General features: G+C 60.7%; 16 protein-coding genes. All 16 read left to right on the forward strand.

Annotated elements, in window-relative coordinates:
* The first annotated feature begins 1 nt into the window (after window position 1).
* The 16 genes from hemW to lipB all read left to right on the forward strand — a co-directional run bounded on the left by hemW (window position 2) and on the right by lipB (window position 15,785).
* Window positions 2–1,210, forward strand: a complete 1,209-nt coding sequence (hemW, locus tag F8O05_RS07030; protein WP_225735785.1) for a radical SAM family heme chaperone HemW — start codon at window positions 2–4, stop codon at window positions 1,208–1,210.
* A 206-nt stretch (window positions 1,211–1,416) separates the two neighbouring features.
* On the forward strand, window positions 1,417–2,439 hold the full coding sequence (hrcA, locus tag F8O05_RS07035) for a heat-inducible transcriptional repressor HrcA (RefSeq protein ID WP_158052040.1): 1,023 nt from the start codon (window positions 1,417–1,419) through the stop codon (window positions 2,437–2,439).
* 18 nt (window positions 2,440–2,457) lie between these two features.
* Entirely contained in the window at window positions 2,458–3,552 is a 1,095-nt protein-coding gene (gene dnaJ, locus F8O05_RS07040) for a molecular chaperone DnaJ (protein ID WP_158052041.1), read from the forward strand.
* Window positions 3,552–4,295 carry a 16S rRNA (uracil(1498)-N(3))-methyltransferase gene (locus tag F8O05_RS07045; RefSeq protein ID WP_158052042.1) on the forward strand — a complete coding sequence of 248 codons (744 nt, stop codon included), beginning with the start codon at window positions 3,552–3,554 and terminating at the stop codon, window positions 4,293–4,295. The genes dnaJ and F8O05_RS07045 overlap by 1 nt, the downstream gene beginning before the upstream one ends.
* Window positions 4,296–4,312: 17 nt before the next feature.
* On the forward strand, window positions 4,313–4,660 hold the full coding sequence (locus tag F8O05_RS07050; RefSeq protein ID WP_158052043.1) for a histidine triad nucleotide-binding protein: 348 nt from the start codon (window positions 4,313–4,315) through the stop codon (window positions 4,658–4,660).
* A 70-nt stretch (window positions 4,661–4,730) separates the two neighbouring features.
* The gene (locus F8O05_RS07055; protein ID WP_158052101.1) at window positions 4,731–5,684 is read left to right on the forward strand and encodes a PhoH family protein; all 954 of its coding nucleotides are present in this window, start codon (window positions 4,731–4,733) and stop codon (window positions 5,682–5,684) included.
* Window positions 5,681–6,154, forward strand: a complete 474-nt coding sequence (gene ybeY / locus F8O05_RS07060; RefSeq protein WP_158052044.1) for an rRNA maturation RNase YbeY — start codon at window positions 5,681–5,683, stop codon at window positions 6,152–6,154. Before F8O05_RS07055 ends, ybeY begins: the two co-directional genes overlap by 4 nt.
* Window positions 6,151–7,548: a hemolysin family protein gene (locus F8O05_RS07065; protein WP_158052045.1), complete on the forward strand. Its 1,398-nt coding sequence runs from the start codon at window positions 6,151–6,153 to the stop codon at window positions 7,546–7,548. Before ybeY ends, F8O05_RS07065 begins: the two co-directional genes overlap by 4 nt.
* On the forward strand, window positions 7,545–8,483 hold the full coding sequence (gene era, locus F8O05_RS07070; protein WP_158052046.1) for a GTPase Era: 939 nt from the start codon (window positions 7,545–7,547) through the stop codon (window positions 8,481–8,483). Before F8O05_RS07065 ends, era begins: the two co-directional genes overlap by 4 nt.
* A complete protein-coding gene (locus tag F8O05_RS07075) occupies window positions 8,449–9,918 on the forward strand; it encodes a sensor histidine kinase (protein ID WP_158052047.1) in 1,470 nt (489 codons plus the stop codon). Before era ends, F8O05_RS07075 begins: the two co-directional genes overlap by 35 nt.
* Before the next feature lie 7 nt (window positions 9,919–9,925).
* Window positions 9,926–10,597, forward strand: coding sequence for a response regulator (locus tag F8O05_RS07080; RefSeq protein WP_158052048.1), 672 nt, complete (start codon window positions 9,926–9,928; stop codon window positions 10,595–10,597).
* 110 nt (window positions 10,598–10,707) lie between these two features.
* A complete protein-coding gene (locus F8O05_RS07085) occupies window positions 10,708–11,442 on the forward strand; it encodes a P-loop NTPase family protein (RefSeq protein ID WP_158052049.1) in 735 nt (244 codons plus the stop codon).
* A 231-nt stretch (window positions 11,443–11,673) separates the two neighbouring features.
* Window positions 11,674–13,413 carry a 2-isopropylmalate synthase gene (gene leuA / locus F8O05_RS07090; protein ID WP_158052050.1) on the forward strand — a complete coding sequence of 580 codons (1,740 nt, stop codon included), beginning with the start codon at window positions 11,674–11,676 and terminating at the stop codon, window positions 13,411–13,413.
* An 18-nt stretch (window positions 13,414–13,431) separates the two neighbouring features.
* Entirely contained in the window at window positions 13,432–14,214 is a 783-nt protein-coding gene (gene recO, locus F8O05_RS07095) for a DNA repair protein RecO (protein WP_158052051.1), read from the forward strand.
* A gap of 9 nt (window positions 14,215–14,223) precedes the next feature.
* Window positions 14,224–15,030, forward strand: a complete 807-nt coding sequence (locus F8O05_RS07100; protein ID WP_158052052.1) for an isoprenyl transferase — start codon at window positions 14,224–14,226, stop codon at window positions 15,028–15,030.
* A 62-nt stretch (window positions 15,031–15,092) separates the two neighbouring features.
* Window positions 15,093–15,785, forward strand: a complete 693-nt coding sequence (lipB, locus tag F8O05_RS07105) for a lipoyl(octanoyl) transferase LipB (RefSeq protein WP_158052053.1) — start codon at window positions 15,093–15,095, stop codon at window positions 15,783–15,785.
* Window positions 15,786–15,812 lie beyond the last annotated feature (27 nt).

Raw genomic sequence — 15,812 nt, forward strand, 5'->3', positions numbered from 1 at the left:
CGTGCTTCCCGATGGACTGCCGGTACCTGCCGATGGAGCCCTTCCCGCGAGCGTGCGGGAAGGGCTTGGCGGTCGTCAATTCGGGGCATACGTGCACATTCCGTTTTGCCGCGTCCGCTGCGGGTACTGCGACTTCAACACCTATACCGCCACCGAACTCGGATCGGTCTCGCAGGAGTCCTACCCGGATGCGGTGGTCAAGGAAATCGCGCTGGCACAGCGCGTGCTCAACGATCGCGGGCACAACTCGGCCCTGAGTACCGTGTTCTTCGGCGGCGGCACACCGACGCTCCTTCCTGCCAGCGCACTCGTGGATGTGCTGGAGCGACTCCGCGATACCTTCGGCATTATTCCCGGCGCCGAAATCAGCGTGGAGGCGAACCCGGACTCCGTGGATCGCGATTATCTCGCAGAGCTTCACGCCGGTGGTGTGACGCGCGTGAGCTTTGGGATGCAGTCGGCAGTGCCGCATGTGCTCGCCACACTCGATCGCACCCATGACCCGGCTCGAGTGCCCGAGGTCGTGCAGGCGGCGAAGGACGTCGGGCTCGAAGTCTCGGTGGACCTCATCTATGGCACACCGGGGGAGAGCCTGGCGGACTGGCGGACGTCGCTGACGCAAGCCATTGCCATGGCGCCGAACCATATCTCCGCCTACGCGTTGATTATTGAGACCGGTACGGCGATTGCGCGGCAGATTCGTCGCGGTGAGATCGCCGCGGTGGATGATGATCTGCAGGCAGAGATGTATGAGTTGGCCGATGCCATGCTCGCCGAGGCTGGCTACGAATGGTACGAGCTGTCGAATTGGTCCAAGGGCGGTGCTTACCCCTCGCACCACAACCTCGCCTACTGGCGGGACACGGACTGGTGGGGTTTCGGGCCGGGCGCGCACAGTCACGTTAACGGAGTGCGCTTCTGGAATGTGAAGCACCCGGCTGCCTATGCGAATCGTCTGAATGGCGAACAGAGCCCAGCCGCGGGCTATGAGGAGCTCACCCCAGAAGAGCGTTTCGAGGAAGTCGTCCTCTTGCGCACGCGACTGCGTGAGGGGATGCCCACGAAGGATCTCCCGGGTGCGACACGAGAGAAAGTTGCGCAGCTGATCGCTGACGGTCTGGTGGAGCCAGCGGCAGCGTTCCGCGGGCAGATCATCCCCACCCTGCGAGGCCGCCTGCTCGCCGATGTGATTGCGCGCACACTGACATAGTCGGGCAAGCACCGAACCTTTACGCTTCTGGCGTGGGATCCGGCTGGATGCGCTCGCTCGCAGCGTACGCCGCGTGCTGCTTGACGCAGTTGCGGTCGAATAAACCGAAGTAGACTTAGCACTCGTACCAGAACAGTGCCAGCTGCGAGGCAGTCCTCGCCGCGCGGCCAAGTGCCCCCGAGCAATTGAGAACCGAGGTGATGTCAGTGGTGAGTGAACGCGGCCTTGACGTGCTTCGCGCCATCATTGGTGACTACGTTGAGACGAAGGAGCCGGTGGGCTCCAAACGTCTCGTGGAGCGCCACAAATTCGGGGTTTCTGCGGCAACGATTCGCAATGATATGGCGCAGCTCGAAGAGGCGGAGCTGATTGCCGCACCGCACACGTCTTCGGGCCGAATCCCTACTGACAAGGGCTACCGTGTGTTCGTTGACCGACTCTCGGGCATTCGGCCGCTGACCGCGGTGCAGCGCAAAGCCATTGAAGAATTCATGGAACGCTCGAGTGACCCGGAAGAACTGGTCCTCAAATCGGTTCGTACCCTCGCGAGCCTCACGAACTCGGTGGCGATCGGACAGCTGCCGTCGCTGCTGACGTCCTCGATTCATCGACTCGAACTCGTCTCGCTCAGCGATAAGCGCATCCTGACGGTGCTGATTACTGACTCGGGTCGTGTCGAGCAGCGCATCATTGAAATCGAACGCGAGATCAATGAAGAGATGCTCGTCAAGCTGCGACATCACTTCAATGAGACGCTCGTTGGTCGCACGCTGCAAGAGGCCGCGGGCCAGCTTGCCACACTGACAGACCCGTTCACGGGCACCGAAGAAATGGTCGCCGTGCAACTGGTCACAGCATTCATCGACCAGATGAACTCCAACCGGGAAGACCGATTGATTATTGCCGGTGCCGCAAACCTCGCCCGCACCGAACGTGACTTTTCGAGCATCCTGCCGGTGTTCGAAGCGATGGAAGAGCAGGTCGTACTGTTGAGGCTGGTTGGTGAACTCGATCTGCAGGACCACGAGGTGGCGGTGTCGATCGGGCACGAAAACGAGGAAGCCTCGTTTGAAGAGACGAGCATTCTGGCATCCGGATACATAGCCGACCGAGGTGAAGCCCGACTCGGCATCCTCGGACCCACTCGAATGGATTACCGACGTAATATCGCGGCTGTTCGCGCAGTCGCCCGTTACCTATCGCGCGTGTTCAACGACACGACCGAATAACCAAGGAGGCAGCCAGTTTTGGCAGACCACTACGAAACACTGGGCGTCAGTCGCGAAGCCTCGCAGGACGAGATTAAGAAGGCCTATCGCAAGCTTGCCCGGCAACTGCACCCCGATGTGAATCCCTCGCCGGAGGCAGAGGAGAAGTTCAAGAACGTCACCGCAGCCTATGACACCCTGTCTGACCCACAGCGTCGCCAGCAGTACGACATGGGTGGCCAAGAGGGCATGGGAGGCTTTGGCTTCGGCGACATCTTCGATGCCTTCTTCGGCGGCGGTCAGGGCGGTGGACGGGGACCTCGTTCGCGTGCGCAACGCGGGCAGGATGCGCTGATCCGCATTGATCTTGACCTCGACGAGGTGATCTTCGGCACTCACCGTGACGTAGAAGTCCAGACTGCAACCCACTGTGATGACTGCGGTGGTAGCGGTGCCGCTGCGGGCGCCTCGCCGGTGACCTGCGCGGACTGTGGCGGTACGGGTGAAATTCGCCGTCAGGTTCGTTCCATCCTGGGACCGGTGATTTCCACGTCCCCCTGTGCCACTTGCCAGGGTTTCGGCACGATCATCGAGCACGCCTGCGAAACCTGCCACGGCCAGGGCCGCGTGCGCGCTACCGTGACGATTCCTGTGGACATCCCCGCCGGTGTCGACTCGGGTCTGCGCTTGCACCTGCCGGGACACGGTGAAGCCGGCCCCGGTGGCGGCCCGAACGGTGACCTCTATCTTGAGGTTCGCGTCCGGGACCACGATATTTTTGCCCGTAATGGTGACGATCTCGAGTGCCTCCTCGAAGTGTCGATGATCGACGCGATTTTCGGCACCACTACGACGCTGCCGGGGCTTGACGGCGACGTCGAACTCGAGATCCCCGCGGGTGCCCAGTCGGGCGACGTGCTCACGATCCGCGGTCGAGGCATTACTCGGCTGCGTTCCACCCAGCGCGGTGACCTCGAGGTCACCCTGCAGGTGCGCACCCCGACCAAGCTCGACAACAAGCAAAAGGACCTGCTGAAGCAATTCGCCGAGCGTTCCAAGCACGAGGCCGGGCCCACCCTCTCGCGTGAGAAGCCCGGGCTGTTTTCGAAGCTGCGCGGAAAGTTCGGTCGCTAGTGGCGCACGCTTACCTGCAGCCCGATTGGCAGACCGCCGCGCCCGGGGATGAAATCACCGTCAGCGGTGACGAAGCTCGGCACGCGGTGAAAGTTGCGCGGCTGCGGGTGGGCGAAGAAATCACGCTGCTCAATGGTCGCGGCAGCCGGGTAGGGGGCGTTGTGACCGCCACCTCTGCCGGCGAGTTCGTCGTGCGTGCACTCGAGGATGCGGTGGCCGAACCGGCACCGAGCCCACGGCTTGTGCTGGTGCAGGGCCTCGCGAAGGGTGGTCGCGACGAGATGGCACTGCAGGCTGCGGTCGAGCTCGGTGTGGATGCGGTGGTGCCCTGGCAAGCGCAACGGTCAGTCTCAAAGTGGGTCGGCGAGAAGGCGCGAAAGAACCGAGCGCGCTGGGAGAGCATCGCTCGCGAAGCTGCCAAGCAGTCCATCCGAGCCTGGATTCCCGAGGTGCATGAGGTCGCGACCACCGCAGCGCTGGCGACGAATTTCTCGACCGGGCTGGTTCTCGCGCTCGACCCGAGCGGTGCAGTACGTCTTGGTGAAGTGCCCTTGGATGATCTCGCACCAGGGGACTCGCTGACGCTGATCGTTGGTCCCGAAGGTGGCGTTTCGGACGCAGAAATAGCGAAGTTCGAGAGCGCCGGGGCAGTCACGGTGCGCCTGGGGGAGAACGTACTGCGCACATCCACCGCGGGCCCGGCCGCAATCGCCGCGCTGTTAACGCGGCTACGTCGGTGGTGACCAGTAGAATCGCCGACATGGCCGACAGCATCTTTACCAAGATCATCAATCGAGAAATCCCGAGCGAAATCCTGTTTGAGGATGACCGCGTCATTGCGATTCGCGATATCAACCCGCAGGCTCCCGTGCACCTATTGGTGGTGCCCAAGACCGCGGCGTATGCCAATGTGAGCGAACTCGCGCAGGGTGACGCGGAACTGCTCGCGCACGTGGTGGCAATGGCGCAGCAACTCGCGAATGAGCACACCGGCGGTCAATACCGTCTCATTTTCAACACTGGAGCCGAGGCCGGCCAGACCATCTTCCACGTGCACGCGCACGTGCTCGGTGGCGACCTCGAGGAAGGCACTCTTGCCGCAATCTGATCACACTGCAGCCGAGGACCCAGCAGAACTCGAACACATTGAACGGTCCATCGTCATCGACGATGTGCCGATGGTGAATCTGCTGGGCCCGGGGGACCAAATTCTTCGCACGATAGAGCGCGAGCACCCGCGTGTGCGAGTGCTCGCGCGGGGGAACAGGCTCACGATCTCCGGGCATCGAGACGATGTGTCTCGTGCCGAATCGCTCGTGCGGGAGATCGCCGAGATGGTGAAGACGGGTACGGTGGTCGACCCGCAGGCAGTCAGCCGTTCGAACCAGCTACTCGAAACTCCCGGTGCACCGGCACCTTCTGAGGTCCTCGGCGAGTCAATCATCACCTCGCGGGGGCGGACCATTCGGCCGAAGACGCTCGGGCAAAAACGATATGTGGATGCGATCGACGAGCACTCAATCACCTTCGGGATCGGCCCGGCCGGCACCGGCAAGACCTATCTTGCGATGGCGAAGGCTGTACAGGCCCTGCAACGCAAAGAGATCGCTCGGATCGTATTGACCCGCCCCGCTGTGGAAGCGGGAGAGAACCTCGGGTTCTTACCGGGAACGCTGACCGAGAAGATCGATCCCTATTTGCGGCCACTGTTCGACGCGCTCGGTGAAATGCTTGAGCCCGACCTGGTGCTCAAGTTGATGTCGACGAATGTGGTTGAGGTGGCACCGCTGGCGTATATGCGCGGTCGCACACTCAACGATGCGTTTGTCGTGCTCGATGAAGCGCAGAACACCACGCCCGAACAAATGAAGATGTTCCTGACACGTTTGGGGTTCGGCTCCCGAATGGTGGTCACCGGGGATATCACCCAGATTGACCTTCCGAGTGGCGCTTCGGGGTTGAAGCAGGCATCGGTCGTTCTTGACGGCATCGAAGATATTCACTTCTCCACGCTCACCAGTGCGGACGTTGTCCGGCACACCCTCGTCAGCGAAATTGTCGACGCATACACAGCCCACGATGCGCGCACCCAGGCCGGGAATGAGCGGAAGAAAAGCGGAGGCCGATTTTGAGTATTGAGATCAATAACGAGTCGAATATGGCAGTCGACGAGGCCAAGATGCTGCGCCTCGCGACCCACCATTTGGATCAGCTGCGCATCCACCCCGATGCCGACCTGAGCATCGTGTTCGTCGGCATCGGCCCAATGGAAGAACTCCACGTTCAGTGGATGGATGAGCCGGGACCCACCGACGTATTGAGCTTCCCGATGGATGAGCTTCGTCCGGGCTCCATCGAACGCCAGACCCCGCCGGGCTTACTCGGCGACATCGTGGTGTGCCCGCAGGTTGCCGAAACCCAGGCGCAAGCGGCGGGCCACAGCACCGTGGATGAGATTCTGCTGCTGGTCACCCACGGCATCCTGCACCTGCTCGGTTTTGATCACGCCGAACCGGAAGAACATAAAGAAATGTTTGACCTGCAGCGCGATCTCCTCCTGAGCTTCGCGACGGCAGAAAGAAAGGCCGGTTTCCGCAAGTGACCTGGTTACTCGTGATCAGCATCCTGATTGTCCTGGTGCTGATCTCGACCTTGCTCTCGGCAGCGGAAGTTGCCCTTGAAACCCTGCCGCGTGCCGACATCGCGGATCTTGCGGAAAGCAAGCCGCGGAATCGATTCCTGCCGGGGATCGCGAACAACCCCGAGGGCCATGAGCACTCGGTGAAGTTCACCCGTGCCGGGGCTGAAACCCTCGCCACGGCCCTACTCGCGGTCTGGTTGGGAGACCAGCTCGAAAGCCTCTGGTTAGCGTTCGTGATTACCGCGGTGATCATGCTGATCGTGCACTTCTTGCTCAGTGGCTCGAGCGCGCGATCGATCGGCCGTGCCTACGCCCCGGTAACCGTTGCCGCTCTGGCCTGGTTGATCAGAGGTTCGCGGGTACTGACCGGACTCGTGGCTGATTTGTTGACCGCAATTGGCGACTCAGTGACCCCGAACAATACTTCGCGAAGCGGCTCGCTCTCGAGTGAAGAACAACTCCTTTCAATGGTGGACGAAGCCGCTGAAGACGATGTTCTCGAAGAGGAAGATCGGGAACTCATTCACTCAATATTTGATTTTTCGGATCGACTGGTCCGCGAGGTGATGGTCGCCCGCACAGACATGCTCACGGTGGATGCATCCGCCACGATAGGCGATGCGCTCACCGAACTGTTGGCTGCGGGCATCTCCCGAGCACCGATTATCGGGCGAGACAGCGACGACGTTCGGGGGATCGTCTACCAGAAGGATCTTGCCCGCGAAATGATGCAGCGGACGGCTATCGACCGCGCGAACATCGCGAGCGTGGCCCGCCCCGCAACCTTCGTGCCGGAATCGCTTGCCGCAAGTGATCTCTTGCGAAGGATGCAACGTGAGTCCACTCACTTTGCGATCGTCATCGACGAATACGGTGGCGTTGCGGGCCTGGTGACCTTTGAGGATCTCATCGAAGAATTGGTGGGCGAAATTAGTGACGAACACGATCGTGACAGTGAAGAAATCGAGCTCCTCGCGGACGGCGGTATGCGGGTCTCTTCGAGAATGTCGACCGCTGATCTCGGCGAATTATTCGACATCGAGATGGATGACGAGGACGTAGACTCAGTCGGTGGTCTGCTCTCCAAAGCACTAGGGAAGATTCCCGTGCTCGGTGATCGCGTTGTCGTGGATCAACTTGAACTCACCGCCGATCGTGTGGGGCGTCGCCACCGGGTGACCGAAGTGACCGTCCGTTTCATTGGCGGCGCTGCGAAGGATGCGCAGCTGTCGGAGCCACTGGCGGACTCTCTCACCGCGGTGCTGCATGATCGCAACGACGGCCAGGGGCGACCCACGGCCGTGCACAGCAACCGCAAGCGCAATCACGATACGACTGAGGAAGATGCAAGATGAACGAGGCAGAAACACAGCCCACAGGTGCGGAGCCCGCAGCGTATCGGGCCGGATTCGTGACCTTCGTTGGGCGACCCAATGTCGGGAAATCTACCCTCACAAACGCGCTCGTGGGGGAGAAGATCGTGATCACCTCGGATAAGCCACAGACCACGCGGCGCGCGATCCGCGGTATCGTGCATCGCCCCAACGGTCAAATCATCATTGTCGATACCCCGGGCATCCACCGGCCCCGGACGCTCCTCGGCCAACGACTTAATGACATTGTCGAGGAAGTGCTGACCGACGTGGACGTCGTTGGTTTCTGCATCCCGGCAGACGAACCCATTGGCCCCGGCGACCGAATGATTAATGAATGGCTTGACCGTGCGCCCCAAGCCAAGAAGGTCGCCCTCGTTACCAAATGTGAACTGGTCCCCAAGCCGGAAGTTGCCAAGCAGCTCATGGAGATCGAAATGCTGCGCGACTGGGACGTCATCATCCCGGTGTCTTCGACTGAGCAGATCAACCTCGAGCCGCTGATCGAAGAACTCATTGGTCTCTTCCCGGAATCCCCGCAGCTGTACCCGGATGGCATGATCACCGAAGAAACCTACTCGCAGCGCGTTGCCGAACTCATTCGCGAGTCAGCTCTGCACGGTGTGCACGATGAGCTGCCGCACTCGATCGCGGTCATGATCGAGGACATGTGGGATGAAGAAGACGAGGGCGAGGAACCCGGTCGACGCCAGATCCATGCAAATATTTATGTCGAACGGGACAGCCAAAAGGGCATCATTATTGGCAAGAACGGTCAGCGGCTGAAGAACGTGCGCCAGTTTGCGAGCAGAGCAATCACCGCGATCAGCGATCGCCGGGTTAGTCTAACGCTGCACGTAAAGGTGGCAAAGGATTGGCAACGTGACGCAAAGCAGCTTGGTCGACTCGGTTTCTAACCCGTCGCTGCGCGGCCCCAAGTGGCTTCGGCGCCTGGAGGAAGCCCAACCGCGTCACGCGCGAATTACCGACCTGATTGTCGGACTAGTGGTCATGCTCACCATTGGTCTGCCACTTTCAGTCGATCAAGACTGGCAGGTATTTTTTGACTGGCGGCTCTTAGCGAGCTGGGTGCCCTACACGATCGCCATTGTTACCCGGCGTACCCACCCGTGGCCGTCATTTCTCCTGGTGACATTTGGGTTCAATATCAAGCTGCTCGTGGGTGCCCCGCCTTCCTTCGGCGACTTGGCGCTCCTCGTAGTCTTGTTTAGCTGCGCCGCAAACGGCAGTCGATTGCGTATCTGGCTTTCCGGTATTGCCGCGGTGATGTTTCCGCTAATAGAGTCGATCTTCCTTTCGTTATTTCCGGTAAGTCTGCCGCTGTTGCGAGACTACGCGGGGAGCGGTTTCTATGGCTCCACGGCGTTCCTCGTTACCTCATTGATTTTTGCAGTGCCGCTGGTGCTGGTCACGCTCCTGGTCTGGCTGGCCGGGATGGTCCAGCGGGTGCAGATTCAAGCCCATGAACTAACCCACTCCGCAGAGCTCGCTGAAATTGAGTATCAGCGGACGCAAGAGCAGCTCATTGTTGAGCAAGAGCGAAATCAGATCGCGCGAGACATGCACGATGTGGTGGCGCACTCGCTGGCCGTTGTCGTGGCACAGGCTGACGGTGGCCGGTACCTAATGAAACGAGATCCCGTCAAAGCTGAGCCGGTTCTCGAGACAATTTCTGAGACCGCGCGCGAAGCCCTGGCGGATGTGCGCGGCCTGCTCGCGCAACTGCGTCACACGCAGGGTGAAGGACCCTCGAAGGGTATCGATGATATTCCTGCCGTCCTCGACAGAATTCGCGCCGCCGGGCTGCGTCTGGATTTGAAGGTAATTGGGGTACGGCAACCCATTGGCGCGATTGCCGAACTCGCGGTGTATCGCGTGGTTCAAGAAGCACTTACCAACGCGCTCAAATACGGTGACCGCAAGAGCGTGACCTATCTCGAAGCCCGATGGGAAGACACGCTGCGCATCATCGTGCGAAACCGGATCGCCGATGTGCCAAAGATTAAGGCTGGCGGTGGCCACGGGTTGATCGGAATGCGGGAACGTTTGCTTGCCGTGGGCGGTGATACCTCCGCGGGACTCGAGGGCTGCGAGTGGGTGGTGCGGGCAGAAGCGCCCTACATATCGCCTGCCACCACTCTGGAATGCGATCTGCCGAGCGACCCCGGGGCCTACGTCACTGGGGAGCATCCTCCGGTGCGCGAAGCCCTGCATCATTCGGTGTCGAGTCCGCCTATATCGCAATCAGAAGAGGCGCCTCAGATTCCTTTGCAGCACACCCAACCTATTGTTGATGACGTAACCGTGCCCCGCGCACCGAGCCAGAAATGAGCATCCCGTGAACACCACCACCGAAACCAGCGCCCCGATTCGAGTCGCTCTCGTTGATGACCAGCAGCTCTTCCGAGGCGGCATTCGGATGCTCGTAGAGAGCCAGCCCGATATGAAATTCGTCGCCGAGGCCTCGGATGGAGTCGAAGCGGTGCGTCTTGCGCAGGCAGCAAAACCCGATGTCATTTTGATGGATGTGCGGATGCCGGTGATGGACGGCCTGGAAGCAACTCAGCAAATTATCGCGCGCGGCCTTGACACCCGCATCCTCATTCTCACCACCTTCGACCTCGATAAGGCAGTCGCAAAAGCGGTGGCCGCAGGAGCCTCGGGCTTCGTACTCAAGGACGCCGATCCGGAGTTCTTGCTCGCCGCGATCCGCACCGTGCACTCGGGCTCCGAAGTATTTGCCGCGCAGGCTACTGCGGACTTGATTCGACGCTTTTCGCAGTCCCCAAACCGCCTCGGCGGGGAACCGGAAGAATTCAAGGCGCTCACCGAACGGGAACGTGAGATGTTCTTCCTTGCCGCGAAGGGTATGTCGAACGGTGAAATCGCAGCACAGGAGTTCCTCTCGGAAGCCACCGTGAAGACCCACATTTCCCGAATCCTTGCGAAACTTTCGCTGCGCGACCGCGTGCAATTGGTCGTCTTCGCATACGAGCACGGGCTGCTCTAGCGCTCCGTACTCGAGGGTGACAACCACTCACGTTTGATCATCCTGATGGATGATGCGGCTTCCCTATGCCTGCCGACGTAACCTAAAGTGCTTCTCTTTACTGTTGAGGCATGTCCGCGCCGCTTCTATCACCACGCTCGCTGGGTGGTTCGGGGACGGATCTTCAGGTTTCTGGGCTGTACCGAAGCGGCATTGCGCCACTCATTGATGCGAGCTTCACGGCGGCGGCTGGGGAGCTCACGGTCTTGTATTCACAAGACACTTCGGGTCAGTCGCTGCTGCGTGCGGCAATCGGTATTGATCCGGTGGAGCGTGGCGACAGCGCACTGCAAGGTTGCCGTCTTTCGCGAACGGCGCAGGAAGCTAATTCGCTCACCCCACTGCAGGCGGGCATCCTGACCCCGAAGCCGTACTCGCTCGCTGGGCAAACGGTGGATAGCGCAATCGGGCAGTGGCTTGATCAGGCTCCGGAGCTGGACCGACAAGCGCGCATTCGACGCGTGGGGGAGTCACTTGGCTTTGGTGGTTTAGGAACTGCACCGGTGGCGAATCTGCCGCTAGCACTGCAACACCGAGTGGCAATCGGCCGTGCGCTCGCACCGGCACCGGCGATGATTGCGGCTGAGAATCCGTTCGCGCAGCTGCCCATTCGCGAGCGCAATATGCTCGAAGGACTCCTTCGAGTACTGGCAGCTGACTACGGCCTGCCAGTGGTGTACGCGGCCGCAGAAGCGAGTAGCGCCACCCGTGCCCATCACGTGGTGCAAGTGGTCGGCGGTCGCGTTGTGGCACAACTGCACGGTTGGTCTGAAATCCAGCGCGTCTTTAGCGAAAATCAGCAGTAGGAAGCCGGTACCAGAACCTCAGCACTAGGAGCTTGGAGCACCGGCGGATTTGACGGCGGACATTGCATACAGGTCATTGCCAGGTTCTAACGGTGCTACTCTTGACCCATGCTCGTTTTCGGCACTCTCCTCCTTCTGTGCCGCGACGAGGCTTAGCAACTAAGCCTTCCTCGTCGCGGAGTTCGGTGTTGGCTTAGCCACTGAAACACACAAAACAGGAGCACTCCGAAAATGGAAAACCGTCAGAAGCCCTCGAACATGCCAATCGACCGCTACGTGTCGTACGACAAGCTGTTCAACACAAAGCTTCCCGACCGCACGTGGCCCGACAAGGTCATCACCGAGGCACCTCGCTGGTGCGCCGTCGACCTGCGTGATGGTAATCAGGCGCTGATTGACCCGATGTCGCCCGAGCGGAAGATGGTCATGTTCGACCTGCTGGTTCGGATGGGTTACAAGGAGATCGAGGTCGGATTCCCTTCGGCAAGCCAAACCGATTTTGATTTCCTCCGTCGTCTGATCGACGAAGAGAAGATCCCCGAGGATGTCACGATTCAGGTGCTGACACAGGCGCGCGAGCACCTGGTGAAGCGCACCTACGAGTCGCTGCGCGGCGCGAAGCGCGCGATCGTGCATCTCTACAACTCCACCAGCACCCTCCAGCGCGAAGTGGTCTTCCGCCAAGACCGCGAAGGCATCAAGCAGATTGCACTTGAAGGCGTGCGCATGTGCAAGCGCTTCGAAGATCTGGCTCCGGGTACCGAGATTTACTACGAGTACTCGCCCGAAAGTTTCACCGGCACAGAACTCGATTACGCACTCGAGATCTGCAACGCCGTTACCGAAGCCTTCGACCCCTCGCCGGAGCGCAAGCTCATCCTCAACCTGCCATCCACCGTGGAAATGGCAACCCCGAACGTCTACGCGGACATGATCGAGTACATGCACCGTAACCTCGATCGACGCGACTCGATCATCCTGTCGCTGCACCCGCACAACGACCGCGGCACCGCAGTGGCCGCAGCCGAGCTCGGCTATATGGCAGGCGCGGATCGAATCGAAGGCTGTCTCTTCGGCAACGGTGAGCGCACCGGTAACGTCTGCCTCGTCACCCTAGGCGTGAACCTCTTCACGCAGGGCGTGGACCCGCAAATCGATTTCTCGAACATTGACGAGATTCGCCGCACCGTGGAGTACTGCAACCAGCTCAAGGTCGGCGAGCGTCACCCCTGGGGTGGCGACCTCGTGTACACCGCGTTCTCGGGTTCACACCAGGACGCCATTAAGAAGGGCTTTGAAGCACTCGACGTCAAAGCCGAAGAGCAGGGCAAGGTCGCAGACGACATCGAATGGGAGGTACCGTACCTGCCCATCGACCCGCGCGACCTCGGCCGCACCTATGAGGCGGTGATCCGGGTCAACTCCCAGTCTGGTAAGGGTGGCGTGGCCTATCTGCTCAAGGAACACCACAATCTCGATCTGCCCCGTCGCCTGCAGGTGGAATTTTCGGGCATCGTGCAGCAGCACACTGACTCGGAAGGTGGTGAGGTCACCGCGGATGAGATCTGGAACCAGTTCATCCATGAGTACCTGCCTGCCGAGCAGGTAGAGGACAAGTGGGGCCGGCTGGAAATTTTCGGCACGCGCACCCAGACCGAAATGGACGGCACTACCGTGCTCGACGTGAAGCTGCGCGTGGCGGATGAGACCCGTGAGATTTCCACGGCCGGTAATGGTCCGATTGACGCCTTCCTGAAGGCACTCGAGGGCAAGGGGTATGAGGTGAAGCTCTACGACTATGTCGAGCACACGCTCTCGGCCTCGGGGGATGCGCTCGCTGCAGCGTATATCGAACTCGAAACCAATGGTCAGCGCCTGTGGGGTGTCGGAATTGACCCCGATATTTCGAACGCCTCGCTCAAGGCAATCGTGTCCTCGGTAAACCGAGCCTTGCGTAACACCGCAAAGTAATTCCGCAAAGCAGGTTACGTGGCAGCACAGCGGTCCTATGGCGACGAGGTCGTTGTGCTGCGCACGACACAACTCGGGGAGGCCGACCGGATCCTCACACTCTTCGGGCGCGAGCGCGGCAAGATCCGCGCCGTCGCCCGAGGCGTGCGCCGCACCACTTCGAAGATGGGTGGCCGACTCGAGCCTTTCGCCGTGGTGGATGCGCAGCTCTACTCAAAAAATCCCGAAGATCGGTCTCGGCTCGAGACGGTCACGCAAGCGGTAACGGTCGAGAGTTTCACCGAGGCGATCATCGCCGACTTCGAGCGGTACGCCGCGGCCAGTGCGATGGCCGAATCTGTGGACGAGATCATCGACGCGGAACCCGCACCGCTGCAATACGCGCTGCTGATTCAAGGGCTGCGCTCGCTCGCAGGTGCCGAACGGGATCCGTTACTGGAGCTCGGCTCCTATCTGCTGCGTTCGCTTTCACTCGCGGGCTGGGAGCCGAGTTTCAATGAGTGTGCCCGGTGCGGTGAACCTGGGCCGCATGCGCGAGTTTCCTTCGCCGCCGGGGGAGCGGTCTGTGCATCCTGTGGCCCCAGTAGCGGTGCCACCACGGCCGCGCATATCGACACCATGCGCCTGCTATGGGCATTACTCGCGGGAAACTGGCGCGTCGCCCTGGCGAGCGATGCCGAAACCCGCGCCGATGCATCCAGAATCGTGAAGGCCTATACGAACTACCATCTCGACCGTCCGCTGCGGTCATTTGCCGCGGTGGATGAAGCCTGGCGAATGCGCGGCGCTGCGGGAACGTAATCTATTCCTATGCCTAACCCAAGCTCCTCCGTGTTCAAGCCCCTGGACTGGACTGGAATTACCCCGCCCGATTTTCCCGCCTCAGCCGTGCCCAAGCACGTGGCGATCGTGATGGATGGCAACGGCCGCTGGGCGAACCGCCGGGGTCTCCCTCGAACCGAAGGGCACCGTGCCGGTGAGGAAGCCCTGCTCGACGTGGTGGCCGGGGCCGTACAAGCCGGGGTTCAGCACCTATCCGTCTATGCCTTTTCGACCGAGAATTGGAAGCGTTCGGTGGAAGAAGTCCGATTCTTGATGGGCTTTAATCGCGAGGTGCTGCATCGGCAGCGGGATCAACTCAACGAGTGGGATGTCCGCGTGCGCTGGTCTGGCGCCGAGCGGCGGCTCTGGAAAAGCGTCATCAAGGACCTCAAAGCGGCCGAGGAACTTACCCGCAATAACACCACGATGACGCTCAATATGTGTGTGAACTACGGCGGGCGTGTTGAAATCGTCGAGGCAGTCCAGCAGATTGCGGCGGAGGTCGCCTCGGGCCGCATCAAACCCGACCGAATCCGCGAGCACACGATTGCAAAGTATCTCTACCAACCGGAGCTGCCGGACGTAGACCTGTTTATTCGTTCCTCAGGGGAGCAGCGCACCTCAAACTTCTTGCTCTGGGAATCGGCCTATGCGGAAATGGTGTTCCTCGACACGCTGTGGCCCGACTTCAGCCGGCAGGACCTCTGGCACGCGATTGGTCTCTATATCGACCGGGACCGACGCTTTGGTGGCGCCATCGACAAACCCTCGCCGATGTCGGAAACCGCTGACTAATCTCGTAACACTGCGACCGGTTGGTGCGACACTATTGCATCCATTCTGCTTTACTGGACGCCGTGCAACTATTAAATTTACTCTCGGAAGCACCCAGTAAGTACCTCGAGATCGATGTCGGTCATCGCGAGCTTCACGCGGCGGTGGCGGCCGGGCAATCACCGGACACGGTGATCTACACGGAGTTCGAACCCGTTTACACGGCGGGGAGCAGCACCTCGGACGAAGACACTCCGGATAAGTCGGTGCCCATCGTGCGGATCGATCGTGGTGGCTCGGTGACCTATCACGGTCCCGGACAGCTGGTTGCGTATCCGATCATTCACGTTCACGGTCGACAGGATGTGGTTGCCTACGTGCGGGCGCTCGAGCAAGCGGTCATCGAAATGGTCGCCGAACTCGGCATTGCCACCGAACGTGTCGATGGCCGCTCGGGTGTCTGGCTGCGAACGCAGGGAACGCCCGATAGAAAACTCTGCGCGATCGGAGTTCGCTTCGCGAAGCGCACCACGATGCACGGGCTGGCGCTAAATGTCAGGACCGATCTACGCGACTTTGAGTGCGTGGTGCCCTGCGGGCTGCGCGACGCGGGCGTGATTTCGCTGGCAGAACTCGGAATCGAGCTGACCGTGGCGGAGGCAGCCGAACTCCTGCATCCACACCTGGAGCGCGAACTCGCGCGCTTCCGAGACCCCAAGGAAGTGGCCACCGAACGCGCGGTGGCCGAAGCCTTTACGCCGACCTTGCTGGCCTAAGGCGAGTAGGCAGACGGAACGAACAGG

The sequence above is a fragment of the Gulosibacter chungangensis genome (genome assembly GCF_008831155.1).
GTDB lineage: Bacteria > Actinomycetota > Actinomycetes > Actinomycetales > Microbacteriaceae > Gulosibacter > Gulosibacter chungangensis.